This window comes from Pseudomonas sp. GW821-FHT07B01, assembly GCF_059419065.1.
Genome location: NZ_JBWKRA010000006.1, coordinates 19,117 through 36,309 on the forward strand (window position 1 = coordinate 19,117; position 17,193 = coordinate 36,309).

The following is a 17,193-nucleotide window of genomic DNA, read 5'->3' on the forward strand; positions in this document are numbered from 1 at the left end:
GGTTGTCCGAAAGCGATCACGATTTGTCCGAGCGCTGTGGTCGATCATTCGCAGTGCAGCCTGTCGTTTCAGCGAGCGGCCGAATGGGCGAGCTGGCTTAAACGTATCAGCAGTCAGCAGCTCAAGGGAGAGCTTGGAGGGCGCCAATGAAAGGCTTGCTGCTACCGTTGACAAATCTCGACAAGGTTCTCATAGTTTGCTCAACGCAAACGTTTGCGAGATGTTTCACTGCGCCCTTGGCGCATCGTGACAGCTCGTATCAGCCGCCCAGGTGGGAGGGCTGCCGAAGGGCTCTTCGGTGCAAGCGTTGCTCACAATAATCATAAGATCGGAGTGAACCCATGAAGCTGCCATTTGCTGGACGTCTTCTTGCTGTTGCTGTGCTTGCTGCCGCATCCGCCGCTTTGCCTCTCTCTTCTGCATTTGCCGATGACGCTGCCAAAACGCCTACCGTGGGTTTGGTCATGAAGTCCCTTGCTAATGAGTTTTTCGTCACCATGACCGACGGTGCGAAGGATTACCAGAAAGCGCACCCAACAGAATTCAAGTTGATCTCCAACGGCATCAAGAACGAAACCGATACCAGCGCGCAGATCGCCATTGTCAACGAAATGATCAACGCCAAGGTTGATGCGCTTGTCATTGCTCCCGCCGACTCCAAGGCTCTCGCCAGTGTGCTGAAAAAGGCTTCCGATGCCGGTATCAAGGTGGTCAACATCGACAATCGCCTGGACCCGGAAGTACTCAAAAGCAAAAACCTCGATATTCCGTTTGTAGGCCCGGATAACCGCAAAGGCTCCAAGCTGGTGGGCGACTACCTGGCCAAGCAACTGGCCGCCGGTGACAAGGTCGGCATCATCGAGGGCGTACCCACTACCACCAATGCCCAGCAGCGCACCGCAGGCTTCAAGGATGCGATGGACGCGGCAGGCATGAAGATTGTTTCCACCCAATCCGGTAACTGGGAAATCGACCAAGGCAACAAGATCGCGGCAGCGATGCTGAGCGAAACGCCGGATATCAAGGCGCTGTTGGCCGGTAACGACAACATGGCCCTGGGCGCTGTTTCCGCCGTGCGTGCGGCAGGCAAGGCCGGCAAGGTGTTGGTGGTAGGTTACGACAACATTGACGCGATCAAGCCAATGCTCAAGGACGGCCGCGTGTTGGCCACCGCTGACCAGGCCGCCGCCCAGCAAGCCGTGTTCGGTATCCAGAACGCGCTGAAGCTAGTCAAGGGTGAGAAAGTCGATGCCAAAGATGGCGTGATCGAAACCCCGGTCGAACTCGTCATCAAGCAGTAATCCTGGCAGTACCCAACAGCGCCCGCTCGTCCTGAGCGGGCGCCTGGAGATTTTCCTATGTCATCTTCCGCCCCGAACGCTGTCCTCTCGGTCAGCGGTATCGGTAAGACCTATGCCCAACCGGTTCTGTCCGACATCACCCTGACGCTCAATCGCGGGGAAGTGTTGGCGCTGACCGGTGAGAACGGCGCAGGCAAAAGTACCTTGTCGAAGATCATCGGCGGCCTGGTCACGCCCACCACCGGGCACATGCAATTCAACGGTCAAGATTATCGCCCCGCCAGCCGCACCCAGGCCGAAGCCTTGGGCGTGCGCATGGTCATGCAGGAACTCAACCTGCTGCCGACGCTGACCGTGGCTGAAAACCTGTTCCTGGATAACCTGCCGAGCCGCTGTGGCTGGATCAGCCGCAAACAACTGCGCAAAGCCGCGATCGAAGCCATGGCCCAAGTCGGCCTGGACGCGATCGACCCGGACACACTGGTAGGCAGCCTGGGCATTGGTCATCAGCAAATGGTCGAGATCGCTCGTAACCTGATCGGCGACTGCCATGTATTGATCCTCGACGAGCCCACGGCGATGCTTACTGCTCGTGAAGTCGAGATGCTGTTTGAACAAATCACGCGCCTGCAGGCTCGAGGCGTGGCGATCATTTATATTTCGCACCGGCTCGAAGAGTTGGCCCGTGTCGCCCAGCGCATTGCGGTATTGCGCGACGGCAAGCTGGTCTGCGTCGAGCCGATGGCCAATTACAACAGTGAGCAGTTGGTGACCTTGATGGTCGGTCGCGAACTGGGTGAACACATCGATTTAGGCCCGCGCACCATCGGAGGCCCGGCCTTGACAGTGACGGGCCTGACCCGTTCGGACAAGGTCCGCGATGTGTCCTTTGAAGTGCGCGCCGGTGAAATCTATGGCATTTCCGGCCTGATCGGCGCCGGCCGCACCGAATTGCTGCGCCTGATCTTCGGCGCCGACCCGGCTGACAGCGGCACCGTGGCCTTGGGGTCGCCGGCCAAGGTGGTGAGCATTCGCTCGCCGGTCGACGCGGTCGGTCATGGTATTGCCTTGATCACCGAAGACCGCAAGGGTGAAGGCCTGCTGCTGACCCAGTCCATCAGCGCCAACATCGCCCTGGGCAACATGCCGGAAATTTCCGGCGGTGGCGTCGTCAACAGTCGCAACGAAACCGCTCTGGCCAAGCGCCAGATCGACGCCATGCGTATCCGCAGTTCCAGTCCGACGCAACTGGTGTCCGAGCTGTCGGGTGGTAACCAGCAGAAGGTGGTGATTGGCCGCTGGCTGGAGCGCGATTGCGCGGTGATGCTGTTCGATGAGCCCACCCGTGGTATCGACGTCGGTGCCAAGTTCGACATCTACGCTTTGCTCGGTGAATTGACCCGTCAGGGCAAAGCGCTGGTAGTGGTGTCCAGTGACCTGCGTGAGCTGATGCTGATCTGTGACCGCATCGGTGTGTTGTCCGCCGGGCGGCTGATCGAGACCTTCGAGCGTGACAGCTGGACCCAGGACGAATTGCTCGCCGCCGCCTTTGCCGGCTATCAGAAACGTGATGCGCTGCTCAACGAAGCCGCGCCTAGGAATACCCTATGAAAACAAACATTTCCCCCGGTAAAACTGGCGGCAACTTCTATGGCCTGGGTACTTACCTGGGGCTGGCAGGTGCCTTGCTGGCGATGATTGCGCTGTTCTCGATGCTCAGCGATCACTTTCTGTCCTATGACACCTTCAGCACCCTGGCCAACCAGATTCCAGACCTGATGGTGCTGGCGGTGGGCATGACCTTCATCCTGATCATTGGCGGCATCGACCTGTCTGTGGGATCGGTACTGGCATTGGCGGCCTCGGCAGTCAGCGTGGCGATCCTGGGCTGGGGCTGGAGCGTGTTGCCTGCCGCTCTGTTGGGCATGGGCTGCGCGGCGTTGGCCGGCACCATCACCGGTTCCATCACGGTGGCCTGGCGCATTCCGTCATTTATCGTATCCCTCGGCGTGCTGGAGATGGCCCGCGGCGTGGCCTACCAGATGACGGGCTCGCGCACCGCTTATATCGGTGACTCGTTTGCCTGGCTGTCCAACCCGATTGCCTTCGGTATTTCTCCGTCGTTCATCATCGCCTTGCTGGTGATCATCGCGGCCCAGTTGGTACTGACCCGTACTGTGTTCGGGCGTTACCTGATCGGCATCGGTACCAACGAAGAAGCGGTGCGCCTGGCGGGTATTAACCCCAAGCCATACAAGATTCTGGTGTTCAGCCTGATGGGCCTGTTGGCCGGTGTGGCGGCGCTGTTCCAGATTTCGCGCCTGGAAGCGGCGGACCCGAATGCCGGTTCGGGCCTGGAGCTGCAAGTGATCGCCGCCGTGGTGATCGGCGGCACCAGCCTGATGGGCGGACGTGGCTCGGTCATCAGTACGTTCTTCGGGGTGTTGATTATTTCGGTCCTGGCCGCCGGACTGGCACAGATCGGCGCGACGGAACCGACTAAACGCATCATTACCGGCGCCGTGATCGTGATTGCCGTGGTCCTCGATACTTATCGCAGCCAGCGCGCCAGTCGGCGGGGCTGAACCATGGCAACGATCAAGGATGTGGCAGCGCTTGCAGGTATTTCCTACACCACCGTGTCCCATGTGGTGAACAAGACGCGCCCAGTCAGCGAGCCGGTACGCATCAAGGTCGAGGCGGCGATCAAGCAACTGGACTACGTGCCCAGCGCCGTCGCACGCTCGCTCAAGGCCAAGACCACGGCCACCATCGGCCTGCTGGTGCCCAATAGCCTCAACCCGTATTTTGCCGAACTGGCTCGGGGTATCGAGGATTACTGCGAGCGTAATGGCTATTGCGTGATCCTCTGCAACTCGGATGACGACGCAGAGAAACAGCGCAGTTACTTGCGCGTGTTGCTGGAAAAGCGCGTCGACGGCTTGATCGTGACATCCGTGGGCGGCGATGACAGTGGCCTTGCCGCGGGCTTGAGTGCAGTGCGCACGCCCATGGTGATTGTCGACCGGGCGCTGGATGGGATTGATGTGGACCTGGTGCGCATCGATCACGAAGAGGGCGCTTACCTGGCGACCCGGCACTTGCTTGAACTGGGGCACCGGGACATCGCCTGTATCGGCGGCCCTGGGCATACCCGCGTGGCGCAGATGCGCCTGGCGGGTTACCAGCGTGCATTGCGCGAGGCGGGCATCGAGGTGTTGGCTAGTCGTACCCTGGAAAGCGATTTCACCAGCACGGGCGGGTATGCCGCAGCTGTACAGTTATTATCGCAACACCCGCCCAGCGCGATTTTCGCCAGCAACGATATGATTGGTTTTGGCGTGCTGCGCGCCGCCGCCGAGCGCAATGTGCGGGTGCCGGGCGAGCTGTCGGTCATCGGTTTCGATGACATCCAGATGGGGCGCTACGTCTATCCGGCGCTGACGACGGTCGGCCAGTCGATCCTGCAGTTGGGTGAGACTGCGGCCGAATTATTACTGCAACGAATAGCAACACCCCAACTGCCGATCGATCAACGTATCGTGACGCCCAGTATTGTTTTGCGTGAGTCGACCGCGCCATTGGCTGATGTGTTCGCCCAATACCGCTGAACCGAATTGATGAGTACTGATGTATGCCAGCAAAAGTAGTGGTAATAGGCAGCTTGAACATGGACCTGGTCACCCGCGCCAGTCGCTTGCCGCGTGCCGGTGAAACCCTGATCGGCCAGACGTTCTCCACTGTGCCCGGCGGCAAGGGCGCCAACCAGGCCGTCGCCTCGGCACGCCTGGGGGCGAGTGTCGCAATGGTGGGGTGCATCGGTACCGACGCCTATGGCAGCCAATTGCGCGATGCGCTGCTGGTGGAAGGGATCGATTGCCAGGCAGTCAGCACCGTGGATGGCTCCAGCGGTGTGGCGTTGATCGTGGTCGATGATAGCAGCCAGAACGCCATTGTCATTGTGGCCGGCAGCAACGGTGAGCTGACGCCTGCGTCGCTGCGAACGTGCGACGCTGTGCTGCAGGCGGCAGACGTGATCATCTGCCAGCTTGAGGTGCCGATGGAAACCGTTGGGTATGCGCTCAAGCGGGGTCGCGAGCTGGGCAAGACCGTCATCCTCAACCCGGCCCCGGCAAGCGGGCCGTTGCCCGCTGACTGGTATGCCTCGATCGATTATCTGATCCCCAATGAAAGCGAGGCCAGTGCTCTGAGCGGCGTGACGGTCGACTCCCTCGACAGCGCCAAGGTCGCCGCGACCGCGCTGATCCGGGCGGGTGCCGGCAAGGTCATCATCACCCTGGGCGCCCATGGCGCGCTGTTTGCCGACGGCAAGAGCTTTGAGCACCTGGTGGCGCCGAAGGTCAAGGCGGTGGATACCACCGCTGCTGGCGATACCTTTGTCGGTGGCTTTGCCGCCGCGCTGGCCGCGGGCCAGAGCGAAGCCCGGGCGATCCGTTTTGGCCAGGTGGCGGCGGCGTTGTCAGTGACCCGCGCCGGCGCTCAGCCTTCCATTCCTACGCTGCACGACGTACAAGGTTTTGTGCCTGCATGAAAAAGACACCTTTGCTGAATATCGCCCTGTCGCGCGTGATCGCGTCCCTGGGCCACGGTGACATTCTGGTCATCGGCGATGCCGGCCTGCCGGTACCTCCCGGCGTCGAATTGATCGACCTGGCACTGACCCAGGGCATCCCGGACTTCATCAGCACCTTGCGCATCGTGCTTAGCGAAATGCAGGTGGAAAGCCATGTTCTGGCAGAAGAGATCCTGCTGAAGCAGCCGCCCGCGCTGACCTCGTTAAATACGCTCACAGAGCAAGCTGAACTGGGCGAGCGACGCCTGCTCAGCCATGACCAATTCAAGCAATTGAGCCGCAATGCCCGCGCTGTTGTGCGCACTGGCGAGTGCCAGCCGTACTGCAATATCGCGCTGGTGTCCGGCGTAACGTTCTAGCGTCCCCCCTATGACAAGGAGTGCTTTATGCAACGTGGTCTACCTACCCTGAAAAACCTGTTCCGGAGTGTTCTGCTTTTGTCCGCGCTCACTGCTGCAAGCGCCCAAGCGGCGGAAAAAATCGACCTGATCATCGATACCGACCCGGGTGCCGATGACGTGGTGGCCTTGCTGTTCGCCATGGCCTCGCCGGAGGAGTTGAGCATTCGTGCGCTGACCACCGTCGCCGGCAATGTGCGCCTGGACAAGACCTCCCGCAACGCGCGCCTGGCGCGCGAGTGGGCAGGGCGCGAGGACATCCCGGTGTACGCAGGTGCGCCAGCGCCGTTGTTGCGCAAACCGATCTACGCCGAGAATATCCATGGCAAGGAAGGCATCTCGGGCGTCACGGTGCATGAACCGAAAAAAGGCCTGGCCGAAGGCAATGCAGTCGACTACCTGATCAAGACCCTGAGCAGCGCCAAGCCGCACAGCATCACCATCGCCATGCTCGGCCCGCAGACCAACCTGGCACTGGCGCTGACTCAAGCGCCCGAAATCACCCAGGGCATCAAGGAAGTGGTCGTGATGGGCGGCGCCCACTTCAACGGCGGCAATATCACCCCAGTGGCCGAGTTCAACCTGTTCGCCGATCCGGTGGCGGCGGAGATCGTGCTCAAAAGCGGTGTGAAGTTGACCTACCTGCCGTTGGACGTGACCCATAAAGTCCTCACCAGCGACGCCCGCCTGAAGAAGATTGCGGATCTGAACAACAACGCGAGCAAGGTCGTCAGCAGTATTCTGAATGAGTACGTCAAAGGCGATATGGAGCACTACGGCATTCCGGGTGGCCCGGTCCATGACGCTACCGTGGTGGCGTACCTGCTCAAGCCTTCGCTGTTCAGCGGTCGTGAGGCCAATATGGTGGTCGACAGCCGCGAAGGCCCGACCTTCGGCCAGACCATCGTCGACTGGTACGACGGTCTCAAGCAGGAGAAGAATGTGTTCTGGGTCGAGAACGGCGACGCCCAGGGCTTCTTCGATCTGCTGACCGAGCGCCTGGCGCGTCTGAAGTAAGTGAGCGGGCGGCGCTCGTCGCCCGGTTCTATTCGCGCTCTTGGGCGCCCATGTAGTCGGCCGGGTATTTCTCGAATATCTGGCCGATGAACGCTTGTGCCGCCTGGGTGCCCAGCTCCTTGACCAGCAGGTCGATACCAATGATCGCCAGTTCTTCCGGGCTTCCGGGGCTGTAGGAGCTTTGCCCTTGGGGCCACTTGGCTTTGATGTCGGCTTGAAGCGTTACGGTGGTCATGGAAATCTCACGGGCTGAAAAATGCAGGGCAATGCACTGGAACGCCGTTCCAGAGGGGCGCAGTTAAGCATTTTGTACGGCATTTGGCACTGCTACTTAGGCATGAAGCAGCGGCTGTGCGACACTGTTGGCCTGTTAAATGGCCGGAAAACACCGCGTGCAAATCGATTTGAACAAGCCCGACAACCTGACGCTGGACGCCGTGCGGCAATTGCTTGGTAGCGCCAGTGACGACGAACATACCCAGTTGCGGGTGACCAAAGAAGGCATCGCCTACATTTCTTCCGGCGTAGTGGGGGGGGCTGATATCGGTGGCCTGGTGTTTCGCCTGGAGACCTGGGCCAAAGGTTCCGGCTATGTCGGCAATGTGGCGGCCAGCGATGACGTCTGGGTCATGCAGATTTTCAACGCGCTGAAGCAGAATTGGCCTACTCCTTCGTCGGACTACATCGATATCTACTGAATACGTTCATATCTAGTCACGATTCACCGAGCGATTGCACGTCGTGACTCAGGCAGACTTGCCCGCAGGCGGTTAACGTCTTGAAACCAATCGCTTTGAATGCTGTCGCACGATCTCTGTCCACTTTTTATCATAGGAGGCTTCATGCCTTGGAAGCTCGCATCATTCGGTACTTTGTTGGCTGCGCTCGCATTGGCGGGTTGCAGTACCCCGGGTGCCTCTGAGCCAGGCAAAGCTGCAACTGTGACCGATGCCGGTCATAGCCGCTGTGAGTCGAAGGCCGCAGAGTTCGCCATCGGCCAGAAAGCCTCGCCCCAGTTGCTGGAGCAGGCACGCACGCGTGCTGGCGCGCAGAATGCACGCATCCTCAAGCCCAACGACATGGTCACGCTGGAGTATCGCTCTGACCGCCTGAACCTGAACACCGACGACAATCTGGTGATCAACCGGGTTAACTGCGGCTGATACGGCTTTTGCATCGCCCATAAAAAACCCCGTCACATGGACGGGGTTTTTTTAGCTCAGCGGAGAATTACTCGCCGCGAACCTGTGCAGCTTGCATACCCTTTTGGCCTTTCTCAGCCACGAAGGAAACGGTTTGGCCTTCTTTCAGGCTTTTGAAACCGTCGCTTTCGATAGCTTTGAAGTGTACGAACAGGTCGTCACCGCCACCTTGAGGAGTGATGAAGCCGAAGCCTTTTTCATCGTTGAACCATTTAACGGTGCCGGTTTGGCGATTAGACATGGTGTATCTCCAAGAAACATATATTTTCAGTAGTGCTGTGCTGCTCAGGCCAACTGGGCACACAGGGCTATCATAGTCGAAATGTTCGGCTTGGGAGCCCCCCCAAGGCACTGTTTGCTAATCAATCGCTTTGCGTTTGATCCATCATTGGGCTGAAAGCCCCGATTTACGGGGCTTTGCGACGAAATATCAGCTGTTAAAAAAAGCCGTAAAACCTGCATAATTTGTGTGAAATGGCAGTTTTCAGGCTGTTTTTTCAGCGAAATGACCGTCGAATCGTCAGCCAATCTTACTTTTTCTTCACCACTTTGCAGGACGAAATAGCCGCGACCGCTTTGTTTTTAAGCTCCGGGCTGGCGTTCTGGTTGGTCATCAATTCCTTGATCTCGGCAGTGCTCAATTCGGCATTGATCTTGTCAGCGCCACATTCACAGTGGGCTTTGGCAGTTTTGACGTCCACGTTCTGGCTGGCGGCGGCACTGCAGTCGTTGACGAAGGCGTCACGGGCGCCAGCTGGCCAGTTGGAAGGGGCTGCAGCCTGTGCGCCGAGGGAAAGGAGGCTCAGGGTAGCGGCGACAGCGAGGGTAGAGGTAAAACGCATCATGGGATGCTCCTTTGGGTCGAGGACGAACGGCGATTCTCAGTGGCTTTGAGGCCCTGCGTACAGCTCAAGTTCACTTTTGCAGCTATAAAGCCATGAATTGCTCTTTACCCAGCGCTTGACCAACGCGATGACCGTTCATCTGTGCTAGCATCTTTGCCTGGCTATTTCCGGGCGCGCCATTTGCCGCCTTGCCAGGTTCTTTTTGTTCACTCCAGTCACTCTGGTTCGATTATCGGTTGGCCGAAAGGCTCCTGCCGCTGTAAGGCAGGCGTTCATTATTGAGCGGCCTGGTGTTGGATCTTGTACTGGCTCATCCCAACCCACGTGACCTTTGGTAGGGGTCACCACTAGGAGAGGAGGCGCCATGCCAACTATTACTCTTCCCGACGGCAGTCAGCGTTCATTCGATCATCCGGTTTCCGTAGCCGAGGTCGCCGCATCCATCGGTGCTGGCCTGGCCAAGGCCACCGTGGCCGGCAAGGTCGACGGCAAGCTGGTTGACGCCAGCGACCTGATCACCAGCGACGCCAGCCTGCAAATCATCACGCCCAAGGATCAAGAGGGGCTGGAGATCATTCGCCACTCTTGCGCGCACTTGATTGGCCATGCGGTCAAGCAACTGTATCCAACCGCCAAGATGGTGATCGGCCCGGTCATTGAAGAAGGCTTCTATTACGACATCGCCTATGAGCGTCCTTTTACTCCGGACGACCTGGCGGCCATCGAGCAGCGCATGCACGCGCTGATCGAAAAAGATTACGACGTCATCAAGAAAGTCACCCCGCGTGCCGAAGTGATCGACGTATTTACTGCACGTGGCGAGGACTACAAGCTGCGTCTGGTAGAAGACATGCCGGACGAGCAGGCCATGGGGCTGTACTACCACGAAGAATACGTGGATATGTGCCGTGGCCCGCACGTGCCGAACACGCGCTTTCTCAAATCGTTCAAGCTGACCAAGCTGTCCGGTGCCTACTGGCGCGGCGATGCAAAGAACGAGCAACTGCAACGGATCTACGGCACGGCCTGGGCTGACAAGAAGCAACTGGCCGCCTATATCCAGCGCATCGAAGAAGCTGAAAAACGCGACCACCGCAAGATCGGCAAGCGCCTGAACCTGTTCCACCTTCAGGAAGAAGCGCCGGGCATGGTGTTCTGGCACCCGAATGGCTGGACCCTGTACCAGGTGCTTGAGCAGTACATGCGCAAGGTGCAGCGCGAAAACGGTTACCTGGAGATCAAGACTCCACAAGTGGTTGATCGCAGCCTGTGGGAGAAATCCGGGCACTGGGCCAACTACGCCGACAACATGTTCACCACCCAGTCGGAAAACCGCGACTACGCCATCAAACCGATGAACTGCCCATGCCACGTGCAGGTATTCAATCAGGGCCTGAAGAGCTACCGCGAGTTGCCGATGCGCCTCGCCGAGTTCGGTGCCTGCCACCGTAACGAACCATCGGGTGCGCTGCACGGCATCATGCGAGTGCGTGGCTTCACCCAGGACGACGCCCATATCTTCTGCACCGAAGAGCAGATGCAGGCCGAGTCCGCAGCGTTCATCAAGCTGACCATGGACGTTTATCGCGATTTCGGCTTTACCGAAGTCGAGATGAAGCTGTCCACTCGTCCGGAAAAACGCGTCGGTTCCGACGAGCTATGGGATCGCGCCGAAGCGGCACTGGCCGCTGCGCTCGACAGTGCGGGCCTTGCGTACGATCTGCAGCCGGGTGAGGGCGCCTTCTACGGTCCGAAGATCGAGTTCTCGCTCAAAGATTGCCTTGGCCGTGTCTGGCAGTGTGGTACCCTGCAGCTCGATTTTAACCTGCCGATCCGTCTGGGAGCCGAATACGTCTCCGAAGACAACAGCCGTAAACACCCGGTTATGCTGCACCGGGCGATCCTCGGTTCGTTCGAACGGTTCGTCGGTATCCTGATCGAGCACTACGAGGGCGCGTTCCCTGCGTGGCTGGCTCCGACCCAGGCAGTGATCATGAATATCACTGATAAACAGGCAGATTTTGCCGCTGAAGTTGAAAAAACTCTCAACGAAAGCGGGTTTCGTGCCAAGTCCGACTTGAGAAATGAAAAGATCGGCTTTAAAATCCGCGAGCATACCTTGCTCAAGGTTCCCTATCTCTTGGTTATCGGAGATCGGGAAGTCGAGATGCAGACTGTCGCTGTGCGTACTCGTGAAGGTGCTGACCTGGGCTCGATGCCCGTCGCCCAGTTCGCTGAGTTCCTCGCGCAAGCGGTTTCCCGGCGTGGTCGCCCAGATTCGGAGTAATTATTATTAAGCGTGAAATGAGACAAGATAAACGAGCTGCACCGAAAGCCCCGATCAACGAGAATATCTCGGCACGCGAGGTTCGGTTAATTGGCGCTGATGGCGAGCAGATTGGCATCGTCTCGATTGATGAAGCGCTTCGTATTGCAGAAGAGTCCAAGCTGGACCTGGTGGAAATCTCCGCCGATGCAATCCCACCTGTTTGTCGGGTGATGGACTACGGTAAATCGATCTTCGAAAAGAAGAAGCAGGTTGCCGCAGCGAAGAAGAACCAGAAGCAGATTCAAGTAAAAGAAATCAAGTTTCGTCCAGGGACGGAGGAAGGGGATTACCAGGTAAAACTGCGCAACCTGGTACGTTTCCTGAGTGATGGGGACAGGGCCAAGGTATCCTTGCGATTCCGCGGCCGTGAGATGGCCCACCAGGAGCTGGGGATGGAACTCCTCAAGCGGGTTGAAGCTGACCTGCTGGAGTACGGTTCGGTCGAACAGCATCCTAAGATGGAAGGACGCCAGCTTATTATGGTCATCGCCCCGAAAAAGAAGAAGTAATCAACAGGGCACGGCAGGCCTTCTGATTATGTTTATCAACTGAATGCGGAGTACCGAACATGCCAAAGATGAAAACTAAAAGTGGTGCTGCTAAGCGGTTTCTGAAAACTGCTAACGGCATCAAGCACAAGCACGCTTTCAAGAGCCACATCCTGACCAAAATGTCGACCAAGCGTAAGCGTCAACTGCGCGGTAGCAGCTTGCTGCATCCGTCTGACGTGGCAAAAGTCGAGCGCATGCTGCGCCTTCGTTAATTTTGGTTCAAGAATAGAGGAAGTAACTCATGGCTCGTGTAAAGCGTGGCGTCATGGCCCGTAAGCGTCACAAAAAAATTCTGAAACTTGCTAAAGGCTACTACGGCGCGCGTTCACGCGTATTCCGTGTTGCCAAGCAAGCGGTAATCAAGGCAGGCCAATACGCCTACCGCGACCGTCGTCAGAAAAAACGTCAGTTCCGCGCTCTGTGGATCGCTCGTATCAATGCTGGTGCACGTGTTAACGGTCTGTCCTACAGCCGTTTCATCGCTGGCCTGAAAAAAGCGTCCATCGAAATCGACCGTAAGGTTCTGGCTGAACTGGCCGTGAACGAAAAAGCGGTGTTTGCTGCGATTGTCGAGAAAGCTAAAGCCTCTTTGGCTTAAGTACCCCCGACAGTCACCTTGGGCTACTCCTGTAGCCCAAGGTGGTAAACGTCATAAATAGGGGAAGAGCCTTCAAGCTCTTCCCCTATTTTGTATCTGGAGTCTGTACATGGAAAACCTGGACGCGCTCGTCGCCCAAGCCCTTGAGGCTGTGCAAAGCGCTGAAGATGTAAATGCCCTGGAGCAAATCCGGGTTCACTACCTTGGCAAGAAAGGTGAATTGACTCAGGTGATGAAGACCCTGGGAAATCTGCCCGCTGAAGAGCGTCCGCAAGTCGGTGCGCTGATCAACGTCGCCAAGGAGCGTGTCACAGAGGTTCTCAATGCGCGCAAGGCGTCGCTCGAGGAGGCCGATCTTGCGGCCAAGCTCGCCGCCGAGTCCATTGACGTGACCTTGCCTGGTCGTGGCCAGGCCTCGGGCGGTCTGCATCCGATCACCCGGACTCTGGAACGTATCGAACAGTTCTTCACCCACATCGGCTACGGCATTGCCGAAGGCCCTGAGGTCGAAGACGACTACCACAACTTCGAGGCGCTCAACATCCCAGGCCATCACCCGGCCCGGTCGATGCACGACACCTTCTATTTCAACGCCAACATGCTGCTGCGCACCCATACCTCGCCGGTACAGGTCCGCACCATGGAAGCGAACAAGCCGCCGATCCGCATTGTCTGCCCAGGCCGTGTGTACCGTAGCGACTCGGATATCACCCATTCGCCGATGTTCCACCAGGTCGAAGGCCTGCTGGTTGATCGCGATATCAATTTCGCCGACCTCAAAGGCACCATCGAGGAATTCCTGCGGGTGTTCTTCGAAAAAGAGTTGGCGGTACGTTTCCGTCCTTCGTTCTTCCCGTTCACCGAGCCATCCGCCGAAGTCGACATGGAATGCGTGATGTGCAGCGGTAAAGGCTGCCGCGTGTGCAAGCAGACCGGCTGGCTGGAAGTGATGGGTTGCGGCATGGTTCACCCCAACGTGCTGCGCATGTCCGGGATCGACCCGGAAGAGTTCTCGGGCTTTGCCTTCGGCATGGGCGTTGAGCGTCTGGCCATGCTGCGTTACGGCGTGAACGACTTGCGTCTGTTCTTCGACAACGACTTGCGGTTCCTCGCGCAATTTCGCTAGTCGTAACGAATCTTTAGGAGAGCAGGATGAAATTCAGTGAACAATGGCTGCGTGGCTGGGTAAGCCCGCAGGTAGATCGCGACGAGCTGGTTGCTCGCCTGTCGATGGCCGGTCTTGAGGTCGATAGCGTTACGCCGGCCGCCGGTGTTTTCAGTGGCGTGGTGGTGGGCGAGGTGTTGAGCACCGAGCAGCACCCGGATGCCGACAAATTGCGTGTTTGCCAGGTCAGCAACGGTTCGGAAACCTTTCAGGTCGTGTGCGGAGCGCCTAATGTGCGCCCGGGCCTGAAGATCCCGTTCGCCATGATTGGTGCCCAGTTGCCGGGCGACTTCAAGATCAAGAAGGCCAAGCTGCGTGGCGTTGAATCCAACGGCATGCTGTGCTCCCAGGCCGAGCTGCAAGTGGGTGAGGGCAATGATGGCCTGATGGAGCTGCCGGCCGACGCGCCAGTGGGTCAGGACATCCGTGTTTACCTGGAACTCGAAGACGCCAGCATCGAGGTCGACCTGACCCCCAACCGCGGCGACTGCCTGTCCCTGGCTGGGCTGGCCCGTGAAGTGGGCGCGCTGTACAACGCACCTGTCACTCGTCCAGTGGTCGCTGCCGTACCGGCGGTACACGACGAAGTGCGCTCGATTGAGGTACTGGCACCAAACGCCTGCCCGCGTTACCTGGGGCGTGTGATCCGTAACGTGGACCTGTCCAAGCCAACCCCGCTGTGGATGGTCGAGCGCCTGCGTCGTGCCGATGTACGCAGCATCGACGCCGCCGTCGACATCACCAACTACGTGATGCTGGAACTCGGCCAGCCGTTGCATGCGTTTGATCTTGCCGAAATCAATGGCGGCATCCGCGTGCGTATGGCCGAAGAAGGCGAGAAGCTGGTGCTGCTCGATGGCCAGGAAGTCAGCCTGCGTGCCGACACTCTGGTCATCGCCGACCACGCTCGCGCCCTGGCAATTGCCGGCGTGATGGGTGGTGAGCACAGCGGTGTATCCGAGACCACTCGTGACGTATTCCTTGAAAGCGCGTTCTTCGACCAGATCGCGATCGCTGGCAAGGCTCGTTCCTATGGCTTGCACACCGATGCGTCGCACCGCTACGAGCGTGGCGTGGATTGGAAACTCGCCCGTGAAGCCATGGAGCGCGCTACCGGCCTGCTGCTGGAAATCACCGGTGGTGAAGCCGGCCCGATTACCGAAACCGTCAACGAACAGTTCCTGCCGTCGATTGCACCGATTACCTTGCGTGCCAAAAGCGTTGAGCAAATGCTCGGCCTGGTCATCGAGCCGGCTGAAATCGAGCAACTGCTGTCCGCGCTCGGCCTGGGTATTTCTGCGGGCGGGGAAGGGCAGTGGCAAGTTGCAGTACCTAGCCATCGCTTCGACATCAGCCTGGAAGTCGACCTGATCGAAGAGCTGGCGCGCCTGTACGGCTACAACCGCCTGCCGGTTCGCTATCCGCAAGCACGCCTGGCACCGCAACCCAAGGCCGAAGCGCGTGCGCACCTGCCTGAACTGCGCCGCCTGCTGGTGGCCCGTGGTTATCAGGAAGCTGTGACCTATAGCTTCATCGATCCAAAGCAGTTCGAACTGTTCAACCCCGGCGTTGAGCCGTTGCTGCTGGCCAACCCGATCTCCAACGATATGGCTGCCATGCGTTCGTCGCTGTGGCCGGGCCTGGTAAAGGCACTTTCCCACAACCTGAACCGCCAGCAAGACCGCGTGCGTCTGTTCGAAAGCGGCTTGCGTTTCGTCGGCCAGCTCGATGGCTTGAAGCAAGAGCCGATGCTGGCGGGTGTTGTCTGCGGCAGCCGTCTGCCGGAAGGCTGGGCGCAAGGCCGTGAGGTCGTGGACTTCTTCGACGTCAAGGCAGACGTGGAAGCGGTGCTCGGTTTTGCCGGTGCGTTGGACGCCTTTACGTTCGTGTCGGGTAGCCACCCAGCCTTGCATCCAGGCCAGACTGCACGTATAGAGCGTGAAGGTCGCCTGGTAGGCTTCGTGGGCGCCATTCACCCAGAACTGTCGAAAACCTTGGGTCTGGACCGTCCAGTCTTTGTGTTTGAGCTAGTCTTGGCTGAAGTTGCGTCGGGCAAGATGCCTAAATTCAGCGAGTTGTCGCGCTTCCCTGAAGTGCGTCGCGACCTGGCCCTGATCGCCGACCGTGAAGTCGCCGCCACTGCGGTTCTGGATGTAATCCGTGAAAATGCAGGGGAATGGCTGACAGACCTCAGGCTATTTGACGTCTATCAGGGTAAAGGCATTGATCCGCATAGAAAAAGCCTTGCAGTTGGCTTGACCTGGCAGCATCCATCGCGCACTCTTAATGACGATGAGGTGAATACCACGACGCAAAATATCCTCACCTCGCTCGAACAAAGGTTGAACGCCACGTTAAGGAAGTGACGTATGGGGGCTTTGACGAAAGCTGAGATGGCGGAACGTCTGTACGAAGAGTTGGGTCTGAACAAGCGCGAGGCCAAGGAATTGGTCGAGCTGTTTTTTGAAGAGATCAGACACGCTCTGGAAGACAACGAACAGGTCAAATTGTCCGGTTTCGGCAATTTTGACCTGCGAGACAAACGCCAGCGGCCTGGCCGCAATCCAAAAACGGGAGAAGAAATCCCGATCACGGCTCGCCGTGTGGTCACCTTTCGTCCAGGGCAGAAGTTGAAGGCCCGAGTTGAGGCTTATGCTGGAACCAAGTCATAACGACGAGCTACCCGTCATCCCAGGCAAGCGCTACTTCACCATCGGTGAAGTCAGCGAACTGTGTGCGGTAAAACCGCACGTGCTGCGCTATTGGGAGCAGGAGTTTCCTCAACTCAACCCCGTCAAACGCACCGGGAACCGTCGGTATTATCAGCGCCAGGACGTGCTGATGATCCGACAGATCCGCGCGTTGCTGTACGACCAGGGGTTCACCATCAGCGGCGCACGCCAGCGTATGTCCGGTGATGAAGCCAAAGACGACACCACCCAATACAAGCAACTGATCCGCCAGATGATCTCCGAATTGGAAGATGTACTGGTGGTGCTGAAAAAATGATTCAAGCTTTAAAAATACTTCCACATTTCAAAAGCTTGCGGTATATTCCGGTTCGCTTCGTTAAGAAGCGAACCCAGTAACACGCCTAGTCGGGGCGTAGCGCAGTCCGGTAGCGCACTAGCATGGGGTGCTAGGGGTCGAGTGTTCGAATCACTCCGTCCCGACCATATTATTCAATGACTTA

Annotated in this window: 20 protein-coding genes and 1 tRNA gene; 18 read left to right on the forward strand and 3 right to left on the reverse strand. The window is 58.3% G+C overall.

Annotation, left to right across the window (positions count from 1 at the left end; genetic code table 11):
• Nucleotides 1-341: 341 nt before the first annotated feature.
• From AC07S6_RS08700 to AC07S6_RS08730, 7 genes are read left to right on the forward strand one after another with little or no spacing between them, the layout of a single operon-like run.
• On the forward strand, nucleotides 342-1,301 hold the full coding sequence (locus AC07S6_RS08700; RefSeq protein ID WP_003192504.1) for a sugar ABC transporter substrate-binding protein: 960 nt from the start codon (nucleotides 342-344) through the stop codon (nucleotides 1,299-1,301).
• 57 nt (nucleotides 1,302-1,358) lie between these two features.
• On the forward strand, nucleotides 1,359-2,912 hold the full coding sequence (locus AC07S6_RS08705; protein WP_197882438.1) for a sugar ABC transporter ATP-binding protein: 1,554 nt from the start codon (nucleotides 1,359-1,361) through the stop codon (nucleotides 2,910-2,912).
• Complete coding sequence (locus AC07S6_RS08710; protein ID WP_197882436.1) at nucleotides 2,909-3,886, forward strand: ABC transporter permease; 978 nt, start codon at nucleotides 2,909-2,911, stop codon at nucleotides 3,884-3,886. Before AC07S6_RS08705 ends, AC07S6_RS08710 begins: the two co-directional genes overlap by 4 nt.
• Nucleotides 3,887-3,889: 3 nt before the next feature.
• Nucleotides 3,890-4,912, forward strand: a complete 1,023-nt coding sequence (locus tag AC07S6_RS08715) for a LacI family DNA-binding transcriptional regulator (RefSeq protein WP_003192500.1) — start codon at nucleotides 3,890-3,892, stop codon at nucleotides 4,910-4,912.
• Nucleotides 4,913-4,935: 23 nt separating this feature from the next.
• The gene (gene rbsK, locus AC07S6_RS08720) at nucleotides 4,936-5,853 is read left to right on the forward strand and encodes a ribokinase (RefSeq protein WP_495112104.1); all 918 of its coding nucleotides are present in this window, start codon (nucleotides 4,936-4,938) and stop codon (nucleotides 5,851-5,853) included.
• Entirely contained in the window at nucleotides 5,850-6,254 is a 405-nt protein-coding gene (gene rbsD / locus AC07S6_RS08725) for a D-ribose pyranase (RefSeq protein WP_197882432.1), read from the forward strand. The genes rbsK and rbsD overlap by 4 nt, the downstream gene beginning before the upstream one ends.
• Nucleotides 6,255-6,281: 27 nt before the next feature.
• Nucleotides 6,282-7,310, forward strand: coding sequence for a nucleoside hydrolase (locus tag AC07S6_RS08730; RefSeq protein WP_495112105.1), 1,029 nt, complete (start codon nucleotides 6,282-6,284; stop codon nucleotides 7,308-7,310).
• Between the two features lie 28 nt (nucleotides 7,311-7,338).
• On the opposite strand, the gene AC07S6_RS08735 is transcribed toward AC07S6_RS08730, so the two are convergent.
• Nucleotides 7,339-7,545 (reverse strand): hypothetical protein, encoded by a 207-nt coding sequence (locus AC07S6_RS08735; protein ID WP_003192496.1) that lies wholly within the window; start codon nucleotides 7,543-7,545, stop codon nucleotides 7,339-7,341.
• A 157-nt stretch (nucleotides 7,546-7,702) separates the two neighbouring features.
• Between AC07S6_RS08735 and AC07S6_RS08740 the strand changes: the two genes are divergently transcribed.
• Nucleotides 7,703-8,008: a hypothetical protein gene (locus tag AC07S6_RS08740; protein ID WP_197882428.1), complete on the forward strand. Its 306-nt coding sequence runs from the start codon at nucleotides 7,703-7,705 to the stop codon at nucleotides 8,006-8,008.
• 144 nt (nucleotides 8,009-8,152) lie between these two features.
• Nucleotides 8,153-8,473: an I78 family peptidase inhibitor gene (locus AC07S6_RS08745; protein WP_054898318.1), complete on the forward strand. Its 321-nt coding sequence runs from the start codon at nucleotides 8,153-8,155 to the stop codon at nucleotides 8,471-8,473.
• 67 nt (nucleotides 8,474-8,540) lie between these two features.
• On the opposite strand, the gene AC07S6_RS08750 is transcribed toward AC07S6_RS08745, so the two are convergent.
• Entirely contained in the window at nucleotides 8,541-8,753 is a 213-nt protein-coding gene (locus tag AC07S6_RS08750) for a cold-shock protein (protein WP_003234260.1), read from the reverse strand.
• Nucleotides 8,754-9,042: 289 nt separating this feature from the next.
• Nucleotides 9,043-9,357 carry a hypothetical protein gene (locus AC07S6_RS08755; protein WP_019820908.1) on the reverse strand — a complete coding sequence of 105 codons (315 nt, stop codon included), beginning with the start codon at nucleotides 9,355-9,357 and terminating at the stop codon, nucleotides 9,043-9,045.
• 364 nt (nucleotides 9,358-9,721) lie between these two features.
• Here AC07S6_RS08755 and thrS point away from each other — a divergent pair, with 364 nt between their 5' ends.
• From thrS to AC07S6_RS08800, 9 genes are all read left to right on the forward strand, one after another.
• Nucleotides 9,722-11,644 (forward strand): threonine--tRNA ligase, encoded by a 1,923-nt coding sequence (thrS, locus tag AC07S6_RS08760; protein WP_003192490.1) that lies wholly within the window; start codon nucleotides 9,722-9,724, stop codon nucleotides 11,642-11,644.
• Entirely contained in the window at nucleotides 11,644-12,195 is a 552-nt protein-coding gene (gene infC / locus AC07S6_RS08765) for a translation initiation factor IF-3 (protein WP_015884933.1), read from the forward strand. Before thrS ends, infC begins: the two co-directional genes overlap by 1 nt.
• Before the next feature lie 59 nt (nucleotides 12,196-12,254).
• A complete protein-coding gene (gene rpmI, locus AC07S6_RS08770) occupies nucleotides 12,255-12,449 on the forward strand; it encodes a 50S ribosomal protein L35 (protein WP_002553160.1) in 195 nt (64 codons plus the stop codon).
• A gap of 29 nt (nucleotides 12,450-12,478) precedes the next feature.
• The gene (gene rplT / locus AC07S6_RS08775; protein WP_003192488.1) at nucleotides 12,479-12,835 is read left to right on the forward strand and encodes a 50S ribosomal protein L20; all 357 of its coding nucleotides are present in this window, start codon (nucleotides 12,479-12,481) and stop codon (nucleotides 12,833-12,835) included.
• Between the two features lie 109 nt (nucleotides 12,836-12,944).
• Nucleotides 12,945-13,961 (forward strand): phenylalanine--tRNA ligase subunit alpha, encoded by a 1,017-nt coding sequence (pheS, locus tag AC07S6_RS08780; protein ID WP_003192486.1) that lies wholly within the window; start codon nucleotides 12,945-12,947, stop codon nucleotides 13,959-13,961.
• 26 nt (nucleotides 13,962-13,987) lie between these two features.
• On the forward strand, nucleotides 13,988-16,366 hold the full coding sequence (pheT, locus tag AC07S6_RS08785; RefSeq protein WP_495112106.1) for a phenylalanine--tRNA ligase subunit beta: 2,379 nt from the start codon (nucleotides 13,988-13,990) through the stop codon (nucleotides 16,364-16,366).
• Between the two features lie 3 nt (nucleotides 16,367-16,369).
• Entirely contained in the window at nucleotides 16,370-16,672 is a 303-nt protein-coding gene (ihfA, locus tag AC07S6_RS08790) for an integration host factor subunit alpha (protein WP_002553164.1), read from the forward strand.
• The gene (locus tag AC07S6_RS08795) at nucleotides 16,653-17,009 is read left to right on the forward strand and encodes a MerR family transcriptional regulator (RefSeq protein WP_003174972.1); all 357 of its coding nucleotides are present in this window, start codon (nucleotides 16,653-16,655) and stop codon (nucleotides 17,007-17,009) included. The genes ihfA and AC07S6_RS08795 overlap by 20 nt, the downstream gene beginning before the upstream one ends.
• 90 nt (nucleotides 17,010-17,099) lie before the next feature.
• Nucleotides 17,100-17,176 (forward strand) — tRNA-Pro (locus tag AC07S6_RS08800).
• The last annotated feature ends 17 nt before the right edge of the window (nucleotides 17,177-17,193 follow it).